15 protein-coding genes and 2 pseudogenes are annotated in these 16249 nt (G+C 64.9%); 12 read left to right on the top strand and 5 right to left on the bottom strand.

What is annotated here, in order from left to right:
* Positions 1-179 precede the first annotated feature (179 nt).
* From AC1DU4_RS16160 to AC1DU4_RS16150, 3 genes are read left to right on the top strand one after another with little or no spacing between them, the layout of a single operon-like run.
* The gene (locus AC1DU4_RS16160; RefSeq protein WP_477841436.1) at positions 180-1145 is read left to right on the top strand and encodes a cyclase family protein; all 966 of its coding nucleotides are present in this window, start codon (positions 180-182) and stop codon (positions 1143-1145) included.
* Positions 1142-2818, top strand: a complete 1677-nt coding sequence (locus tag AC1DU4_RS16155) for a class I adenylate-forming enzyme family protein (protein ID WP_477841434.1) — start codon at positions 1142-1144, stop codon at positions 2816-2818. The genes AC1DU4_RS16160 and AC1DU4_RS16155 overlap by 4 nt, the downstream gene beginning before the upstream one ends.
* A complete protein-coding gene (locus AC1DU4_RS16150; protein WP_477841433.1) occupies positions 2818-3645 on the top strand; it encodes an SDR family NAD(P)-dependent oxidoreductase in 828 nt (275 codons plus the stop codon). Before AC1DU4_RS16155 ends, AC1DU4_RS16150 begins: the two co-directional genes overlap by 1 nt.
* 6 nt (positions 3646-3651) lie before the next feature.
* Here AC1DU4_RS16150 and AC1DU4_RS16145 read toward each other — a convergent pair whose 3' ends face one another.
* Positions 3652-4515: a TetR-type transcription factor C-terminal domain-containing protein gene (locus AC1DU4_RS16145; RefSeq protein WP_477841431.1), complete on the bottom strand. Its 864-nt coding sequence runs from the start codon at positions 4513-4515 to the stop codon at positions 3652-3654.
* A 208-nt stretch (positions 4516-4723) separates the two neighbouring features.
* Here AC1DU4_RS16145 and AC1DU4_RS16140 point away from each other — a divergent pair, with 208 nt between their 5' ends.
* Positions 4724-6277 carry a class I adenylate-forming enzyme family protein gene (locus AC1DU4_RS16140; RefSeq protein ID WP_477841429.1) on the top strand — a complete coding sequence of 518 codons (1554 nt, stop codon included), beginning with the start codon at positions 4724-4726 and terminating at the stop codon, positions 6275-6277.
* On the opposite strand, the gene AC1DU4_RS16135 is transcribed toward AC1DU4_RS16140, so the two are convergent.
* Positions 6246-7082, bottom strand: a complete 837-nt coding sequence (locus tag AC1DU4_RS16135; protein WP_477841427.1) for a hypothetical protein — start codon at positions 7080-7082, stop codon at positions 6246-6248. The two genes, AC1DU4_RS16140 and AC1DU4_RS16135, sit on opposite strands and share 32 nt — an antisense overlap.
* A gap of 70 nt (positions 7083-7152) precedes the next feature.
* Between AC1DU4_RS16135 and AC1DU4_RS16130 the strand changes: the two genes are divergently transcribed.
* Together AC1DU4_RS16130 and AC1DU4_RS16125 are read left to right on the top strand one after the other, a co-directional pair.
* A complete protein-coding gene (locus AC1DU4_RS16130) occupies positions 7153-7287 on the top strand; it encodes a hypothetical protein (protein ID WP_477841425.1) in 135 nt (44 codons plus the stop codon).
* A 57-nt stretch (positions 7288-7344) separates the two neighbouring features.
* Positions 7345-7494 (top strand): annotated as a pseudogene (locus AC1DU4_RS16125) (zinc finger domain-containing protein); the annotation flags it as partial.
* 237 nt (positions 7495-7731) lie between these two features.
* On the opposite strand, the gene AC1DU4_RS16120 reads toward AC1DU4_RS16125, so the two are convergent.
* Positions 7732-8241: a hypothetical protein gene (locus AC1DU4_RS16120; protein WP_097210873.1), complete on the bottom strand. Its 510-nt coding sequence runs from the start codon at positions 8239-8241 to the stop codon at positions 7732-7734.
* Between the two features lie 1000 nt (positions 8242-9241).
* Between AC1DU4_RS16120 and vanH the strand changes: the two genes are divergently transcribed.
* The 5 genes from vanH to AC1DU4_RS16095 are packed head-to-tail and all read left to right on the top strand — an operon-like array spanning position 9242 to position 13728.
* On the top strand, positions 9242-10294 hold the full coding sequence (gene vanH / locus AC1DU4_RS16115) for a D-lactate dehydrogenase VanH (protein WP_477841423.1): 1053 nt from the start codon (positions 9242-9244) through the stop codon (positions 10292-10294).
* Entirely contained in the window at positions 10291-11331 is a 1041-nt protein-coding gene (vanO, locus tag AC1DU4_RS16110; RefSeq protein WP_477841421.1) for a D-alanine--(R)-lactate ligase VanO, read from the top strand. The genes vanH and vanO overlap by 4 nt, the downstream gene beginning before the upstream one ends.
* Positions 11328-11936 carry a D-Ala-D-Ala dipeptidase VanX gene (vanX, locus tag AC1DU4_RS16105; protein ID WP_477841419.1) on the top strand — a complete coding sequence of 203 codons (609 nt, stop codon included), beginning with the start codon at positions 11328-11330 and terminating at the stop codon, positions 11934-11936. The genes vanO and vanX overlap by 4 nt, the downstream gene beginning before the upstream one ends.
* A gap of 32 nt (positions 11937-11968) precedes the next feature.
* Positions 11969-12577, top strand: a complete 609-nt coding sequence (locus tag AC1DU4_RS16100) for a hypothetical protein (RefSeq protein ID WP_477841418.1) — start codon at positions 11969-11971, stop codon at positions 12575-12577.
* Complete coding sequence (locus AC1DU4_RS16095; protein ID WP_477841416.1) at positions 12577-13728, top strand: UDP-N-acetylglucosamine--N-acetylmuramyl-(pentapeptide) pyrophosphoryl-undecaprenol N-acetylglucosamine transferase; 1152 nt, start codon at positions 12577-12579, stop codon at positions 13726-13728. Before AC1DU4_RS16100 ends, AC1DU4_RS16095 begins: the two co-directional genes overlap by 1 nt.
* Here the strand turns inward: AC1DU4_RS16095 and vanS-O are convergent.
* On the bottom strand, positions 13661-14761 hold the full coding sequence (vanS-O, locus tag AC1DU4_RS16090; RefSeq protein WP_477841415.1) for a vancomycin resistance histidine kinase VanS-O: 1101 nt from the start codon (positions 14759-14761) through the stop codon (positions 13661-13663). The genes AC1DU4_RS16095 and vanS-O overlap by 68 nt on opposite strands.
* Positions 14754-15446 (bottom strand): vancomycin resistance response regulator transcription factor VanR-O, encoded by a 693-nt coding sequence (gene vanR-O, locus AC1DU4_RS16085; RefSeq protein ID WP_077043363.1) that lies wholly within the window; start codon positions 15444-15446, stop codon positions 14754-14756. The genes vanS-O and vanR-O overlap by 8 nt, the downstream gene beginning before the upstream one ends.
* A gap of 514 nt (positions 15447-15960) precedes the next feature.
* Here vanR-O and AC1DU4_RS16080 point away from each other — a divergent pair.
* Positions 15961-16249, top strand: a pseudogene (locus AC1DU4_RS16080) (hypothetical protein); the annotation flags it as partial.

The following is a 16249-nucleotide window of genomic DNA, read 5'->3' as shown; positions in this document are numbered from 1 at the left end:
TCCACCCGCCCCAAGGGAACAGGCGGCCCCCTATTGTTCATTCTGGCTGAACACGCGACCCTGCACGGTAGTGCCGCACGCCCAATTGGGGGTTGACTACGCAGCCTTCCGCCTGCCACCCTCTCACTGAACAACCCGAACGATCGCTCGGTTCAGTTCATTGGGAGGAAGGGAAGCGCATGTCGACCGACATCGAACTGTCAGATCTCACGGATCTGCTGGCAGCATCGCCCAGCAACTGGGGCAAGTGGGGGGCCGACGACGAAGTCGGAAGCCTCAACTACCTGACCACGGAGCAGGTCCTCGCCGGTGCGGCGTTGATCCGACGGGGGTCGGTCTTCACCCTCCAGCGACTTATCGGCGACCCGAAGGGCGATCCGGTGTGGCCCGGCCGCGAGCCGGCCGAGCGCGAGATGATCTACGACGAATCGGATTGGGACGAAGGCGGTTCGGGCCCATGCTTCCCGGGCGGCCTCCACTACGCCGACGACAAGATCGAGGCCTTCCTGCAGGGCTCGACGCAGTACGACGCCCTCGGCCACGTCTGGTACGACGGCAAGATCTGGAACGGCTACGACGCCCGCAGCACGGTCGGCGGCATGTCCAAGGCCAGCGTGGAACCGATCGCCCGGCGCGGAATCGTCGGCCGGGCGATCCTGCTCGACATGGCCCGCCACTTCGACAAGGAGTACCTCGGGCAGCGCGAGACGTTCGACCACAAGGACCTCGAGGCCTGCGCGGAACGACAGGGCATCGAGATCCGCAACCGCGACATCATCATCATCCGCACCAACCATCTCGAGATGTTCTTCCGCGACCGGGAGGCGTTCTACGCGGACTTCTGCGAGCCGGGCCTGGTCTACTCCCCCGAGTTGGTCGAATGGTTCCGGGACAAGGAGATTCCCAACCTGGTCACCGACACCATTGCGAACGAGGTGACCACCGATCCCCAMAACGGGATGGCGCTGGTCCTGCACAACGCCCTGATGCGCAACCTCGGCGTGGCGTTCACCGAGATCTGCGATCTCGAGAGTCTCGCCGCCGACTGCGCCTCGGACGGAACCTACGAGTTCTTCTATGTCGCAGCCCCGCTCAAGATTCATCAGGCCACCGGCGCCCCGGTCAACCCGGTGGTGATCAAGTGACCTACCGGGACCGTCCCTGGCTGCGCCTCTACCCGGAGGGACTCGGCCCCGAGATCGCCCCCGAGTTCCACAACGGTCTCGAGGTGTTCGGATCGGCGGTGCGGCGCGCCTCGGCGATGCCCGCCGTCAGGTACTTCGACGGATCGGCGACCTTCGGCGAACTCGATGCCGCCTCCGATGCACTCGCGAACCACCTGCAACGCGGGGGCTTCGGCCGTGGCGATCGCCTGGCGCTCTTCGTTCAGAACAACCCGGCGTTCGTCATCGGACTGCTGGCAGCGTGGAAGTGCGGCGGTGCCGCCGTCGCCGTCAATCCGATGAACAAGCAGCGCGAGGTCACGTACCTGCTGCAGGATTCGGGCGCGCGTGCATTGCTCGCCCTCGACGACTTGTACGAGTCGGTGGCGGAACCCGTACTCGCACAGGAAGAAACGGCGGTAGAACTGGTCGTGACGACGTCGGCGCTCGACGGACAGCGCCGCAACGACGGTCGCCTGTTCGGTGGAGCGACCCGGAGAAGCCTCGCCACCGCTGACCTGTACACCATCATCGGCAACCACGACGGGCGAAAGCCCGACCCGGTGAGCATCGACGGCGACGACCTCGCGATCCTCACCTACACCTCGGGTACGACCGGCAAGCCGAAGGGCGCCGTCAACACTCACGCGAACTTTGCGTTCAACGCCCAGACATACCGCGACTGGGCGCATCTGCGTGACGGCGATCCCGTGCTCGGAATCGCCCCGCTCTTCCACATCTCCGGACTCGTCGGGCACATCATGGTGGCGTTCCTGACCGCGTCACCGCTCGTCCTCTCGCACCGCTTCCAGCCGGAGGTCATGCTCGATTCGATCCGAGAGCACCGTCCGGCGTTCACCATCGGAGCGATCACCGCCTTGATCGCACTCGCCGGCGCGGACGGCGCGTGTCCCGACGACTTCTCGTCGTTGCGGGCGATCTACTCGGGCGGTGCACCTGTGGCACCGGCGGTCGCAGACCGCCTGGAATCGATGTACGGGACCTACATCCACAACATCTACGGGCTGACCGAGACCAGTTCGCCCACGCACGCGGTGCCCGCGGGGATGCGTGCACCCGTCGATCACGAATCCGGTGCCCTCTCGGTCGGCGTGCCCGTGTTCAACACCGTCGTACGGGTTCTCGACGAGAACGGCAACGAGGTTTCCGCCGGACAGATCGGGGAGTTCGCCGCGACCGGTCCCCAGGTGGCCCCCGGCTACTGGAACAATCCGGAGGCGACCGCCGCATCCATGCCGGGTGGTGAGTTGCGTACCGGGGATGTCGGATTCATGGACGCGGACGGATGGTTCTATCTGGTCGACCGCAAGAAGGACATGATCAACGCCTCCGGCTACAAGGTGTGGCCGCGAGAGGTCGAGGACGTGCTGTACGGGCACCCCGCCGTGCGGGAGGCAGCGGTCGTGGGCGTTCCCGACGAGTACCGCGGCGAGACCGTCAAGGCATTCGTATCGTTGGCCTCGGGCGCGTCGGCGACCGAGGAGGAGTTGATCCAGTTCTGTCGCGAGCGCATGGCCGCATACAAGTATCCGCGCTCGATCGTGGTGGTCTCCGAGCTACCGAAGACCGCTACCGGGAAGATCCTGCGGCGGGCTTTCCGCGACAACGGAATTCCAGCGGCGGGAGCGCTGTGATGGGGCCCGAACTGAATGAGTCGGTCGCCGTTGTCACCGGCGCTGCCCACGGCCTCGGGTTCGCGTTGGGGCGCGAGTTGCTGGGTCGCGGATGTCGTGTGGTCCTGGCCGACAGGGACGAAGACGGCCTGCAGGTGGCGGGCGAAACGCTGCGTCGGGTACACGGCGATCGGGTCGAGTGGATCGCCGGCGACGCCGCCGACTCGCACGACATCGAACGAACCCTGGCGCTCGCCGACTCGACATTCGGCCCGGTGGACCTGTACGTCGCGAATGCCGGTGTCTTCCAGGGCTTCGGCCTGGATGCCACGGAGCAGGAGTGGAGTACCTCGTGGGAGGTCAACGTCCAGGCGCACGTCCGTGCCGCCCGCCTCCTCGTCCCGTCGTGGCTGCAGCGAGGCGGCGGTCGGTTCGTGTCCATCGCCTCGGCGGCGGGGTTGCTGACGCAGTTGGGTTCGCCGACGTACTCGGTGACCAAGCACGCCGTCGTGGGTTTCGCCGAGTGGCTCGCCGTGACGTACGGCGACCTCGGCGTATCGGTGACCTGCGTGTGCCCGATGGGCATCGCGACCGCGATGATCGGTGACGCCTCCGAATCATCGGACCGGCAGATGCGATCGGCCGCCGCCACGATCACCCGGGCGGGGGAAGTGATGACACCGGAAGAGGTTGCCCGCCAAGCGGTCGACGGTGTCGCTCACAACCAGTTCCTCGTTCTTCCCCACGCCGAGGTGGCCGACTTCCGAGCACGGAAAGCTGCCGACATCGATCGTTGGATCTCCGGCATGCAGCGACACCGGCGCGTCACCGACGCCGAAGGCGACTGATCGACGCTAGGAGTACGCCGGTCGCATGCCCAGCATCGCGCGGGCATGACCGGCGTACTCCTGCGCGATCTGCTCCGGGGAGAGGGGCCCGGTCGGGTCGAACCACTGGGGCAGCGCAGCACACATCGTCGTGACGGCCCGCGCGGTCGTGTGCGGCCGGGGATGTACGACCGCACCCGCGGCGGCCGCCCGATCGAGTTCGGTGTCCATCAAGTCCTGCATCCCGCGGCGCTCCGCAGCGATGCGGCCCGCTGCCGGTTCTTCCAAGCTTCGTGTCTCGTTGGTGCCCACCACCGCAATGTCGCTGCGCACCACGTAATAGAGCGCGAGCGCCTCCACCATGTTCGAGTAGCGCTCGACCGGATCCGCTCCGCCCTCGTCACGGGCGCGAATCAAGCGGACCTGCACCTCCTCGATGATCAACTCGAAGATGGCGACCAACAGGCTCTGCTTACTGCGGTAGTGGTGATAGACGCCGGCCACACTGATGCCGGCGCCGTCGGCGATCATCCGCATGGTCGCGGCGTGGTAGCCGGTCTCCGTGAAGACATCTATTGCCGAACGTAACACCGGATCAACCGACAACGGCGCGAATTCACGCCACGCGCCCGCGTCGGTTGCGGCCGGATCCGGGGCCGGCGGCGACGAATCGGCGACCGGCCCGCTGAGCAACCGTTTGATCGGAATCTGGAGTTCGTCGGCGATCTCCTGAAGGCGCATCAGCGTGGGCGAGACCTTGTCGTTCTCGATCGCGCTCATCGTTCCGACGCTGACGCCGATCCGTGCCGCCAACTCGCGAAGGGTCACGCCCACGAGGTTTCGCTCGCGGCGCACATTCGGGCCCACAGCGACAGCAGCTCGTTCAGCCATGCTGAACATCGTAGCGATCGGATCACCGCGTCCGATGATGTCTCCGTGTCGTAGGGTCTAGTGCGTCTCGCCGAGCGTCCTCCGGGGCGGCAAGCAGTGCGAGATCGAGAGAGGTGAGAAGGTGACATCCCCGAACAGGCCGTGGCTCGCCAGTTTCCCCGCCGAGCATCCCGATTCGATCACTCCCGACTTCGACAACGCGTTGGCGATGTTCGACGCCGCCGTGCAGCGGGCGCCGGCGGACGTCGCCATCCACTACTTCGACGGCACGCTCACCTACGGTGAACTGTCCGCGGCGGCGGATGCTCTGGCCTGTCACCTCCAAGAACGGGGATTCGGCCGCGGAGACCGCCTGGCGGTGTGCACGCAGAACAACCCGGCGTTCCTGATCGGTGTCGTCGCGGCGTGGCGTGCGGGCGGCACATCCGTGTCGCTCAGCCCGATGTGCAAGGAACGGGAGTTCGCCCATTTCGTGAGCGACTGCCGTCCCAACGCAATTCTGATCCTCGAGGACGTGTTCGAGACCGTTGCTCAGGCAGCGCTTCATGAATGTCCCATCGGCAACATCGTCACCGTGTCGGCACTCGACGGCCAGAGCCGCAACGACGCCCGCCTGTTCGCCGCGAGCCGCCGGATCCCGACCGGCGCCACGGACCTGTACGAACTGGTTGCCGCCCACCACCGCGCGCACCGTCCGACGATCACCGACAGCCCGGGGCCGGGAGAGTTGGCGATGATCATGTACACCTCCGGAACCACCGGTTTTCCGAAGGGTGCCATGCTGTCTCATCGCAACCTCGTCTTCAGCGCGCAGGTCTACCGGGACTGGGCGCGACTGGCTCCGGGCGACCGTGTGCTCGGGCTCTCGCCACTGTTCCACGTCTCGGGCTTGGTCGGACACGTGATGGTGGGATTCCTCCTGGGATCACCGCTCGTGCTGACTCACCGCTTCCACCCGGAGGTGATGCTCGATTCCGTTCGTGAGCATCGACCGACGTTCGCGATGGCGGCGATCACCGCCTACATCGCGCTGGCCGATGCCGGGGCGGACGCCACCGACCTCGACTCGCTGTCTGCGCTCTATTCGGGCGGTGCGCCGGTCTCCCCCACCGTTCTGAACCGCCTCGAAACCGTATTCGGCAAGTACATCCACAACATGTACGGCCAGACCGAGACGAGTTCCCCATCGCACGCCGTACCGTTCGGACGGCGAGCACCGGTGGACGCCGAAACCGGGGTGCTCTCGGTCGGAATCCCGGTGTACAACACGGATGTACGCGTGGTCGACGACTCCGGCCAGGACGTTCCGGTAGGCGACGTGGGCGAGCTGGTGACCACAGGGCCACAGGTGGCCCACGGATACTGGCCGAACCCCGACGACGGCGAAACCGTCCCCGGCACAACCACGTTTCCGACCGGCGATGTCGGGTTCATGGACCGGGACGGATGGTTCTACGTCCTGGACCGCAAGAACGACGTCATCAACGCATCGGGCTACAAGATCTGGCCGCGCGAGGTCGAAGAGGTTCTACTGAACCATCCCGACGTGAAAGAAGCTGCGGTGGTTGGCATTCCGGACGACTACCGAGGCGAGTCGGTGAAGGCTTTCGTCGTCGTCCGCGACGGCTCGGAACTCCGCGAGCTGGATCTCATCGAGTACGGCCGCCGTTCGATGGCCGCATTCAAGTATCCGCGTGAAGTCCAGTTCGTGGCCGCTCTGCCGAGAACCGTCACCGGAAAGCTGATTCGCAGTCGACTGTGAGCCGTCGAGGCGAGCCCGAGGCAGCGCACACGAACGCGAGGACCTCCGGTCGACCGTCGTGTCCGGGACACGACACGCTCGAACCGGAGGTCCTCGTCGTCACGCGCCGAGCGCGCCCGTCACGGGCGCGCTCAGTCAGCTCAGGTTGCCGAGCACATTGCCCAGGATTTCCGCCGACCACGTTGGTGATCGAACCCTGCGGGTCGGTGACGGATCCGAAGACCTGGCCCGATCCGGTGTTCACCGAACCGAAGCCCAGATCCTCGAGGCTGCCCGAGCCGGCCTCGACGGGGTTCGGCGGACGAACGGTGACGCACACGCCCATCGGGTTGATGTTCCAGTCACCAGCCGCGAGCACGATGTTGGTGCCGGCGCCGCTGTCGAGCTTGGAGCCGACTGTGGCGTTATCCGGGACCTTGTAGGTGGTTTCCAAGGCGATGACTCCGCCACCTGCGGTGGTCCACCCGCCGCCCTTGGCGATGACGGCGTTGTTACCGACGACGGCGGTACCGGTGACGTCCTCCCACTGCTGATTCCCGATCAGCCATTTGACGTTCAGGCGAGCCTTCACCAACTGGAAACCTGCCGGGTGGAAGTCACGGATCTCGTTGACGAGCGCTCCCGAACCGGACACCTTCGTGAGGTACATGTGTACCAGTGTCGAGACGCAGCGAAGATTGACGGGACGCGCCCCGCTACTTTGACGGATCTCGGGAGAGTCGGCGAAGCCCGTCAATACAGGTGTACCGCCGGATCGAAAGGTGGCGAATCTGCTACGCCATGACCCCACAACCGGCTCGTTCACGGACCGCACAGCAATGGATCCCACCCCTGGCCGATTGCATCGCGTCGACACGGCGAGAGACGATGCGCCTGTGAGTATCTCCGACAAGAAGGCTGCCGACCTCAATGCACTCGCGGACGATGGCGAACAGAACGTAGAAAGTGCATCTCGTCCAATCCCGTACGTGCCCAAGTCGCTTTCGGACATCGATCTTCGCCATGTGTGACCACCGCGGAGAAGGCGGTGTTCAGTCGGGGGCGATGGGCAGACCCTGCGGTCATACGTCAACGGGGCATCCGGGTACTTCGAGCACTCCCTGAACGCCTACGGGCGCGCCGGCAAGCCGTGCCCGCGTTGCGGCACGCCGATGGTGCGGGAGGCCTTCATGAACCGCGGTTCGCACTTCTGCCCGAGGCGCCAGCGACGGCGCTGACGCTCGTGTTCAATGCCGGGAAGGATGTCGAGACTTGGCGCGTGAGCGCAGTCGGTTCTGGCTCTGTGGCTCAGGTCTACGTAAACGCGGAGCGAGCGAGCGAGCGAGCGATCGGCGTGTAGCGCGACGTGAACGTGTCCGTGGCTTGCAGGCGCTGCTGCTTGACGCCGGAGCGCCTCGGGTCGCGGTGGCGTCCCGGCGGATCTCAGCCTCGAGCGGATCCGGATGAGCTGTGGGTCAGAGACGGGCAGGTCTCAGCGGCTCAATGACCTGGGCCTCGGAGCGCTCGCGCAGCTTGAGAAGCGCCTCGTCAAGGCTCGAGCCGAGCAGGTGGAGGGTGTTCATGCCGCGCGATTCCCACACCGGAAACTCCTCGTCGGCATTGCGGCTTGCGACGTCCCAGAGGAGAAGGTCGCCGTTCTCGCTCCAGCCGAAGACTTCGAGTCGTTCGGCGAGGTCCCAGCTACCGTCGGGCTCGATCATCCAGTCGAATTCCTCCTCTTCGCCGTCGCGGAAGACCGTGTGGAAGTGCTCGGTGAGGTTCGCTGCACGGGCCCGCCCGTCTGCGAAACCGGGTTGCACGGGCGGGTAGATGAGCCACAGGCCGAACGTGCGGGCCCAGCCGCAGGAGCGAACAAACTCGCGGTAGCTCTGGGGGTACCCGCCGCCGTCCGGGAAACGGAACGAATCGAGCGCCTCGAAGTCGACATGCTCGAACGAGGGGGATTCAGGCGCGGGGACACTCATGACTCGATTATGGTCGGGTTGCTGGAGCCACGCCCCTGGAGCCAGATGGAGTGAAGGCGGCGACCGTCAGTCCCACACCAGGAACACGACGCGTTCGTGTCCGGACACTGCAGGGATCCGGCAGTACTCCTCGCCCGACATCGGACGCCAGTTGACCGTAGACATCGCAGGTAGAGCCCAGGATCGCGTCGAACCGCGCTAGTTAAACTAGCGTCGCGTTTCGCTAATCTTCGCTGCAAGTCGACAGTGGTGGTGGTGAGGTGAGGTGGTTGCTGCCCGCGCCGAAAGATGAGACAACGACCATGGGATACGCGGCGGTTGAGACGGTATCGATACCCCACGTTGAGACACGGTGCATAAGGTAAGGCTCAGTTGCCTTCTTTGATGAACTGGTGATGCGGTTCGTCACGACATGAGACGTGGCCGGACCGCCCCGCATCAAACCCGTGCGCAGACCGCTGCCGACATAGTCATGCACCGACGCGGCTCATATGAGCGCATAGACCTGTCAGTTCGGCGTGCCCGGAACGGGCTGAGCGACTTAGCTATTGGTCTGTTCGTTGGTGGTGGCGATGCCGAGTAGTTGGCGGGCGGGCGCGCTGAAACGGTGACGTCGTCGCCAGCAGGCATACAGCTTGCGTTCCAGGGTGAGGCTGGGTTGCGTTTGGACTCGTCGCCGGCGGATTCTTCGCGGTGTACACGGGCCGAACACCACGCCGTCGGGGAGTACGCCGCAGCCCGCGCAGACGTAGTGCTCGTCAAGGCCTCCCGCGGGGCCCGCCTTGACGAGGTCGCCGCCGCGCTCACATAACTCGTGAGCGTAACTCGTGAGCGTAACTCGTGGGCGCGAGCTTCTTCAGGCTACGGCGCCAGCGCGGACATCTTGCCGCTGTTTCGTTCCGCGCATGCCGCTTCCGAACGCAACCCCACGGGCGGCATATCGTCCGCATATCGAAAATTGCATACGCGCTGGCAACACCGCGTTGTCTTGACTTTCGGCATGTCCTACAGCGACCTGGGTTTGATCGACAGCGAAGTGATCGCGGAGCGACGCGTCCGAGCGCTCGACGATTCGTCATCCTCCGCCGTCCCGACCACTGGGGTCAGAGTTTTCGGATGCGGTCACGACGAAGCCGTTTTGTTCCGCGAGATGGGAACCCGCCTCGGGCTAACGCCAAGCATCACCGAGGAAGCGGTCAGTGAAACCAACGCTGAACTGGCGCGTGGCAACCGATGCATCAGCGTGAGCCACAAGACGCAGATCGACAGTTCCACGCTGCTGGCGCTGAGCCGAGTCGGAGTGGAGTACATCTCCACCAGGAGCGTCGGGTACGACCACATCGACGTGGAATTCGCGGCGAGCATCGGCATCTCGGTCGGCAACGTCGACTACTCGCCCGACAGCGTGGGCGACTACACACTGATGTTGATGCTGATGACCGTACGCCACGCGAAATCAATTGTCCGCCGCGCCGATACGCATGATTACCGGCTGAATGAGACGCGCGGCAGGGAGCTGCGCGACTTGACCGTCGGGGTGATCGGAACAGGGCGCATCGGCACAGCAGTCATCGACCGGCTGCAGGGATTTGGCTGCCAAGTGCTGGCACATGACAGCGGGCCTCACGCCTCCGCCGACTACGTTCCGCTCGATGAACTGCTGCGGCAGAGCGACATTGTCACGCTCCACACTCCACTCACCGCGGACACACACCATCTCCTCGATCGCCAACGCATCGACCAGATGAAGCACGGCGCGTACATCGTCAACACGGGTCGCGGACCGCTGCTCGATACCGAGGCCCTCCTCTCCGCCTTGGAGAGCGGCCGGTTGGGCGGCGCGGCGCTCGATGTCGTCGAAGGAGAGGAAGGGATCTTCTACGCCGACCGCAGGAAAAAGCTCATCGAGAACAAGGCCCTGGTGCGGCTACAGCGCCTGCCGAATGTGCTGATCAGTCCGCACTCCGCCTACTACACAGACCACGCCCTGAACGACACCGTCGAAAACAGCCTCGTCAACTGCCTGAACTTTGAAAGTGGGAGAACAGCATGAGCAGAGTGAAGGTCGGGGTCATCTTCGGAGGGGCTTCCGAAGAACATCCCGTCTCCATCAAGTCGGCGCGAGAGGTGGCAAGAAGTCTCGACACGGAGAAGTACGAACCGTTCTGGATCGGCATCACGACCGGCGGCGAGTGGAAGCTCTGTGACGGCCCCGACGCGGATTGGGAGAATCGCAGCGCCTGTCCGGCCGTGCTGTCACCCGATCGAAGTGTGCACGGCCTGCTGGTCATGGAGCAGGGGGGCTACGAAACCGTGCGCCTCGACCTCGTCTTCCCCGTACTTCACGRCAAGCTCGGCGAAGACGGCGCGATCCAAGGCCTGTTGGAGCTCGCCGGCATCCCCTACGTCGGCTGCGACATCCAGGGCTCGGCGATGTGTATGGACAAGTCCCTGGCCTACACCGTGGCCAAGAGCGCGGGAATCGCCACGCCGAACTTTTGGGTTGTCGCGGAGAACGAGAAGGTCGACGCCGATCATCTTCGCTATCCCGTCTTCGTAAAGCCGGCCCGTTCGGGTTCATCTTTCGGCGTCAGCAAGGTCACCCGCGAAGACGAGCTGCCGAACGCGCTGAGCGCGGCGCGACAGTACGACTCGAAGGTCCTGATCGAAGAAGCCGTGGCCGGCAGCGAGATCGGCTGCGCCGTCATGGGTGAACGATTCGGCCTGATCACTGGGGAGGTGGACCGCGTCGACCTCTCGCACGGATTCTTCAGGATCCACCAGGAGGACTCACCCGAAACCGGATCGGAGAACTCGACTTTCATCGTTCCCGCCGACATCTCCGACGAATCGCGCCGGCTCGTCCAAGAGACCGCCAAGGTCATCTACCGCACCCTGGGCTGCAAGGGACTTGCCCGCGTTGACATGTTCCTCACCGACGACGGGCGGGTGGTCCTCAACGAGGTCAACACCATGCCCGGCATGACGTCGTACAGCCGGTACCCGCGGATGATGGCCGCCGCGGGACTGCCGATCTCCGACATGATCGACCGGCTCATCTCGATGACAATGCACGGGAAGAAGCGATGAACGACGACTTCGTCTACGTCGACGACTGGGTGCCCGGAGTCCGCTGGGATGCCAAGTACGCCACGTGGGACAACTTCACCGGCAAACCGGTAGACGGCTACCTCGCGAATCGAATCGTCGGCACCCGGGCCTTGTGCGCGGCCCTCGAGCAAGCACGCGAGAAGGCAGCTTCCCTCGGCTTCGGGTTGCTTCTCTGGGACGGCTACCGTCCTCGACGCGCCGTCGACTGCTTCCTACGCTGGTCAGAACAGCCGGAGGATGGCCAGACGAAGCAGCGGCACTATCCCAATATCGACAGACCCGAGATGCTCGAAAAGGGATACGTGGCAACCCAGTCGGGCCACAGTAGGGGCGGCGCCGTTGACCTGACGCTCTATCACCTTGCGACCGGTGAACTTGCTCCTATGGGTGGCGACCACGACCTCATGGACCCGATCTCAGGTCATCGAGCGCGAGGAATCAAGCCAATCGAGTCCGAGAATCGTCAGCTTCTTCGTTCCATCATGGAGGACTGCGGGTTTGATCGGTACGACTGCGAGTGGTGGCACTACACGCTGAAACGCGAACCATATCCAGATGTCTACTTCGACTTTCCGATCACGTGATGGGTCTCCATTGTGTCTCGCAGTGGGGGCGTTTGGCGAACAACGACGAGGTCGTGATGCGGCGCACCGGCCCATCGGGGCTGGAGGTCTTCTTGCGACACACCGATCCATCGAAACTGCACGACTGGGCCTCCGACGGATACCCCTCGAGCGAGGAGTACCTGTTCTGGTCCCGCAAGGTCTGCGGCTTGGCGTGTCTCCAGTCGCTGCTCCACGGCTGGACTGACGTCCGTCTGTCGATAGGCGAACTCCTTGCGCTGGCCGTCGAGTGGGGTTGCTATGTGGTGGAGCCTTCGGGCAAGGTCCACGGCCTGCTCTACAGGCCATTCATGGCATGGGTCAGCACACAATTCGGATTCGACTGCCAACTGGTCGAGCACACCCCGATTCAGGTATCGGCCCGAGAGCTGCGGCCCGGGCAGGTCATGATCGCTTCGGTATCACCCGAGATTCGCGATCCCAACACCTACGAGCCGCGACGAGGAGGCCATCTTGTGCTGATCTATGCAGTCGATGATGGAGTGGTGCGGTTTCATAATCCGTCGGGCTACTCCCACAATTCAGACTCTGCATCGCTGCCCATGCATGTGTTCGAGCGGTTTCATGCCAACCGAGGAATCTTGGTCAGAGGGGCATCGTGATGCTGGCTGGCGAACCCGCACCGCGCGTCGTTGTCGCGGGCGGCCATTCGGCCGGGCACATAGAGCCCACGATGAACTTCGCCGACGCGCTGAGCCTGCTGGAGCCCACGGCCGAGATCACCGCGCTCGGCACTGTCCGTGGCCTGGACACCACGCTCATCCCTGCCCGCGGCTATTCGCTCGAACTTATCCCGCCCGTGCCACTGCCGCGCAAGCTGAGCCGCGACCTGCTGCACACGCCGGGCAAACTGCGCGACTCCGTCCGGGCGACCGGAGCCGTACTCGACCGCGTGCGGGCCGAGATCGTGGTGGGCTTCGGGGGCTACGTGGCCATGCCCGCTTATCTTGCCGCACGCCAGCGGGGAATGCCGATCGTCGTCCATGAGGCGAATGCCCGGCCTGGAGTGGCGAACCGACTGGCGGCCCGGATGACGACCCACGTCTTTACCGCCGCGCCCCGTGTCCAGCTGGCTCACGCCAGCGCGATCGGTATCCCGCTGCGGCCGGCGATCACCAGGCTCGACCGGGCCGCGCTGCGCGAGGCGGCTCGACAACGGTTCGGCCTGCGCCTGGATGAGCCGGTACTGATGGTCACTGGCGGTTCGCAGGGAGCCCAAGCGATCAACGCCGCCGTGGCCGGCGCTGTAACAGCGTTGCGGGCGGCCGGCGTGCAGGTGCTGCACATCACCGGGCCACAGCGCATGGTCGAGCCGCCCGACGGCGACCCCGGCGACCCGCCCTACGTCGTCGTCCCGTACGTCGATGAGATGCAGTACGCCTACGCCGCAGCCGACTTCGCGATCTGCCGCTCGGGGGCGATGACGTGCGCCGAACTCGCCGCTGTCGGCTTACCGGCCGCCTATGTGCCGCTGCCGCTGCGCGGCGGTGAGCAGCGCTTGAACGCCGAGGCGGTCGTTGCTGCCGGCGGGGCGGTGATCGTCGACGATGCCGATCTCAACGCAGGATGGATCGAAACCACTCTGATCCCGCTGCTCGCCGATACCGAGCGGAGAGCGGTGATGTCGGCTCATGCGTTGGCAGCCGGCGCACCCGACGTGGGTTCGCTGCTGGCCCGGCACGTGCTTACGGTCGTCGCTGAGCGGCGGGCAGTCGCACTACGACGGAGAGCCCGCCGGCAGCTCGGGGGCTGAGCGTGAGGGATCCGTCGTGTGCCTGAGTGATGCTCTTGACGATCGCCAGGCCAAGGCCCACCCTCGCATCGTCCCCGCGGGTGCGAGAAGTGCCGCGCTGAAACGGCTCGGTGAGTGTCGAGACCAACTGTGGACTGAGCTTGTCGCCGGTGTTCTCGACCGTGAGCATGACGGACTCGGAACCGATGGCGGTGCTGATCTGCACGCTGCCGTGCTCGGGGACGTTGTGGACGATCGCATTGTGCAAAAGGTTCGTAGTCAACTGCAGCAAGAGTGCGTGTGAGCCGATGACCGGCGCGATCTCCCCGGAGGTCTCGATGCTGAGGCCGTGCTTCTCCGCGAACGGGAGGAGTGTCTCGGCGGCTTCTTCCGCGATGAGCGACAGATCGACGTCTTCTCGGCTGAAGGACCGTTGGTCGGTACGGCTGAGCAGGAGCAATGCCTCGGTGAGCTCGATCGCCCGTGCGTTGACAGCGCGGAGGCGTTCGTCGAGCTCGCCGCCGTCGCGGTTCGGATCGTTGCGGGCGACATCGAGAAGGGTTTGTGTGATCGCCAGCGGGGTGCGCAGCTCGTGGGAGGCGTTGGCGGCGAATCGCTGCTGCGCGGCGTCTCGTGCTTCGAGCTGTGCGAGCATGGCGTCGAAGGCATCGGCAAGTTCACGGAACTCGTCGTTGCGTCCCTCCAGTTCGATCCGGTATGACAGCGAGCCACTCCCCGCCTCCCGCGCGGCGCGCGTAATGCGCGTCAACGGGGCAAGCATTCGGCCCGCGAGAATCCAACCACCCACAAGGCCGAACACCAGCAAGAACCCGAGCGCCAAGATCGCTGCTGGGACAAACACCACGGGACCGAAGTTGCTCGGGTCGAAGACCCGGGCAAAGTCGGCCAGATCAGGGAATTGGAAATTCGTGGACCGCCCTCTCAGCAGGAAGACCCAAACCGCCGCAAGGAGCAAGACACCAGCGAGCATGAGGAACCCGGCATAACTGAGAGTGAGTTTGAGGCGAACGCCCAACCCAGGCGCTCTATCCACCGTCGCCCCCGCCTCTGGCGTCCGGTTCGGTATCGATGCGGTACCCGACCCCCGGCACCGTGGCGATCAGCCACGGTTCGCCGAGCCGCTTGCGCAACGTCGAGACCGTGATGCGCACGGCATTCGTGAACGGATCGGCGTTCTCGTCCCACGCCCGCTCCAGCAACTCCTCGGCGCTGATCACACCGCCCTCGGCAGCAACGAGAACTTCGAGCACCGCGAACTGCTTCCGGGTCAGCGCGACGTACCGGCCGTCCCGGTAGACCTCGCGACGGAACGGGTCCAGCTGCAGACCAGCGATCTCCCGCACGGGCGGCCTGCTGTGCGCGCGCCTGCGGTCGAGGGCCCGGAGACGGAGCACGAGCTCCTGCAGCTCGAACGGCTTGGTGAGGTAGTCGTCGGCACCGAGCTCGAACCCGGAGGCCTTGTCGTCCATCCGGTCCGCGGCAGTGAGCATCAGGATTGGTATGCCGCCACCGGAAGCGACGATGCGCTGGGCGATCTCGTCACCGGAGGGGCCGGGGATATCACGGTCGAGGACGGCGATGTCGTAGGCGTTGACGCCCAACAGATCCAGGGCAGTGTCCCCATCACCGGCGATGTCGGCCGCGATCGCTTCCAGGCGCAGCCCATCGCGGATGGCTTCCGCCATGAACCGCTCGTCCTCGACGACCAACACACGCATGCTCGCCATGTTAGGCGGCCGCGTATATCGCCGGCGTATCAAAAATCGCCTTCGGGCCGGCAACAGCGCATTGCCTTGATTGAGCAGTATGGGCCAGACCGCAGCACGACCGAAGACCCGCAGGACTCCCAGACCGACCAATTGTCGGCCTGGTCCTCGTCATCTTCGCTATGACCGTCGGGATCGTCGTAGACCGGTCGGCATCGCCATCGGGGACGACTGGACCTGGTGCAGTGCGGGTCTGAGGTAGGCGGCACCAGAGATACGCGGACCGATGCCGATGGCGACATGACTGAATCTGACGGAGCCCTCCCCGACGGCGCGACAGCCTTCGATCGCCAGCACCCTGGCATAGCGAACCTCAGCCAGCACTACTCCAGGCCATGCTCGCAGCCGCGAACGACGCCCGCTGACGACGGCATCCAGCTCTAGCGAGGCGCACACCTTCGCGAATGCTGGCCACTGAGCAAGCTGTGTACGAGCACGTCGCTTGAGGTTCACAGATAATCGAGAGATGAGCAGCGCGAGTCAGATCAGTGAGCAGGCCGTGGTCCTGGCGCTGGACTACGGCCAGTTCAGTCTCTCCGGCGGCCTCGGGGATTTCGAGGACGAGCTCGAACTGCTCGCGCAGGCGCAGGCTGCGCAGCCGTGCGCTGGTGACGGCAAGGCGCTGGTGGTGCTGAGCCCGCACCAGAACAACTTCGAGATGCCGATCGCCGTGCAAGTGTGGGACGGGCGCCCGCCCGCGGACCGGGACGAGTGGCAGCAGGTTTGCGAGGAACGACTCCGGATCTCATCTCCGA

This window comes from Rhodococcus sp. P4_F5 (assembly GCF_056401315.1).
This window is presented reverse-complemented; position numbering and strand designations above follow the sequence as displayed.

Coding starts and splice junctions, on each gene's coding strand:
- AC1DU4_RS16120 (WP_097210873.1), bottom strand. CDS start 8,241: ATGAGTGTCCCCGCGCCTGAATCCCCCTCGTTCGAGCATGTCGACTTC.
- AC1DU4_RS16140 (WP_477841429.1), top strand. CDS start 4,724: ATGTTCGACGCCGCCGTGCAGCGGGCGCCGGCGGACGTCGCCATCCAC.
- vanX (WP_477841419.1), top strand. CDS start 11,328: ATGAACGACGACTTCGTCTACGTCGACGACTGGGTGCCCGGAGTCCGC.
- AC1DU4_RS16150 (WP_477841433.1), top strand. CDS start 2,818: ATGGGGCCCGAACTGAATGAGTCGGTCGCCGTTGTCACCGGCGCTGCC.
- vanR-O (WP_077043363.1), bottom strand. CDS start 15,446: ATGCGTGTGTTGGTCGTCGAGGACGAGCGGTTCATGGCGGAAGCCATC.
- vanH (WP_477841423.1), top strand. CDS start 9,242: ATGTCCTACAGCGACCTGGGTTTGATCGACAGCGAAGTGATCGCGGAG.
- AC1DU4_RS16145 (WP_477841431.1), bottom strand. CDS start 4,515: ATGGCTGAACGAGCTGCTGTCGCTGTGGGCCCGAATGTGCGCCGCGAG.
- AC1DU4_RS16095 (WP_477841416.1), top strand. CDS start 12,577: ATGCTGGCTGGCGAACCCGCACCGCGCGTCGTTGTCGCGGGCGGCCAT.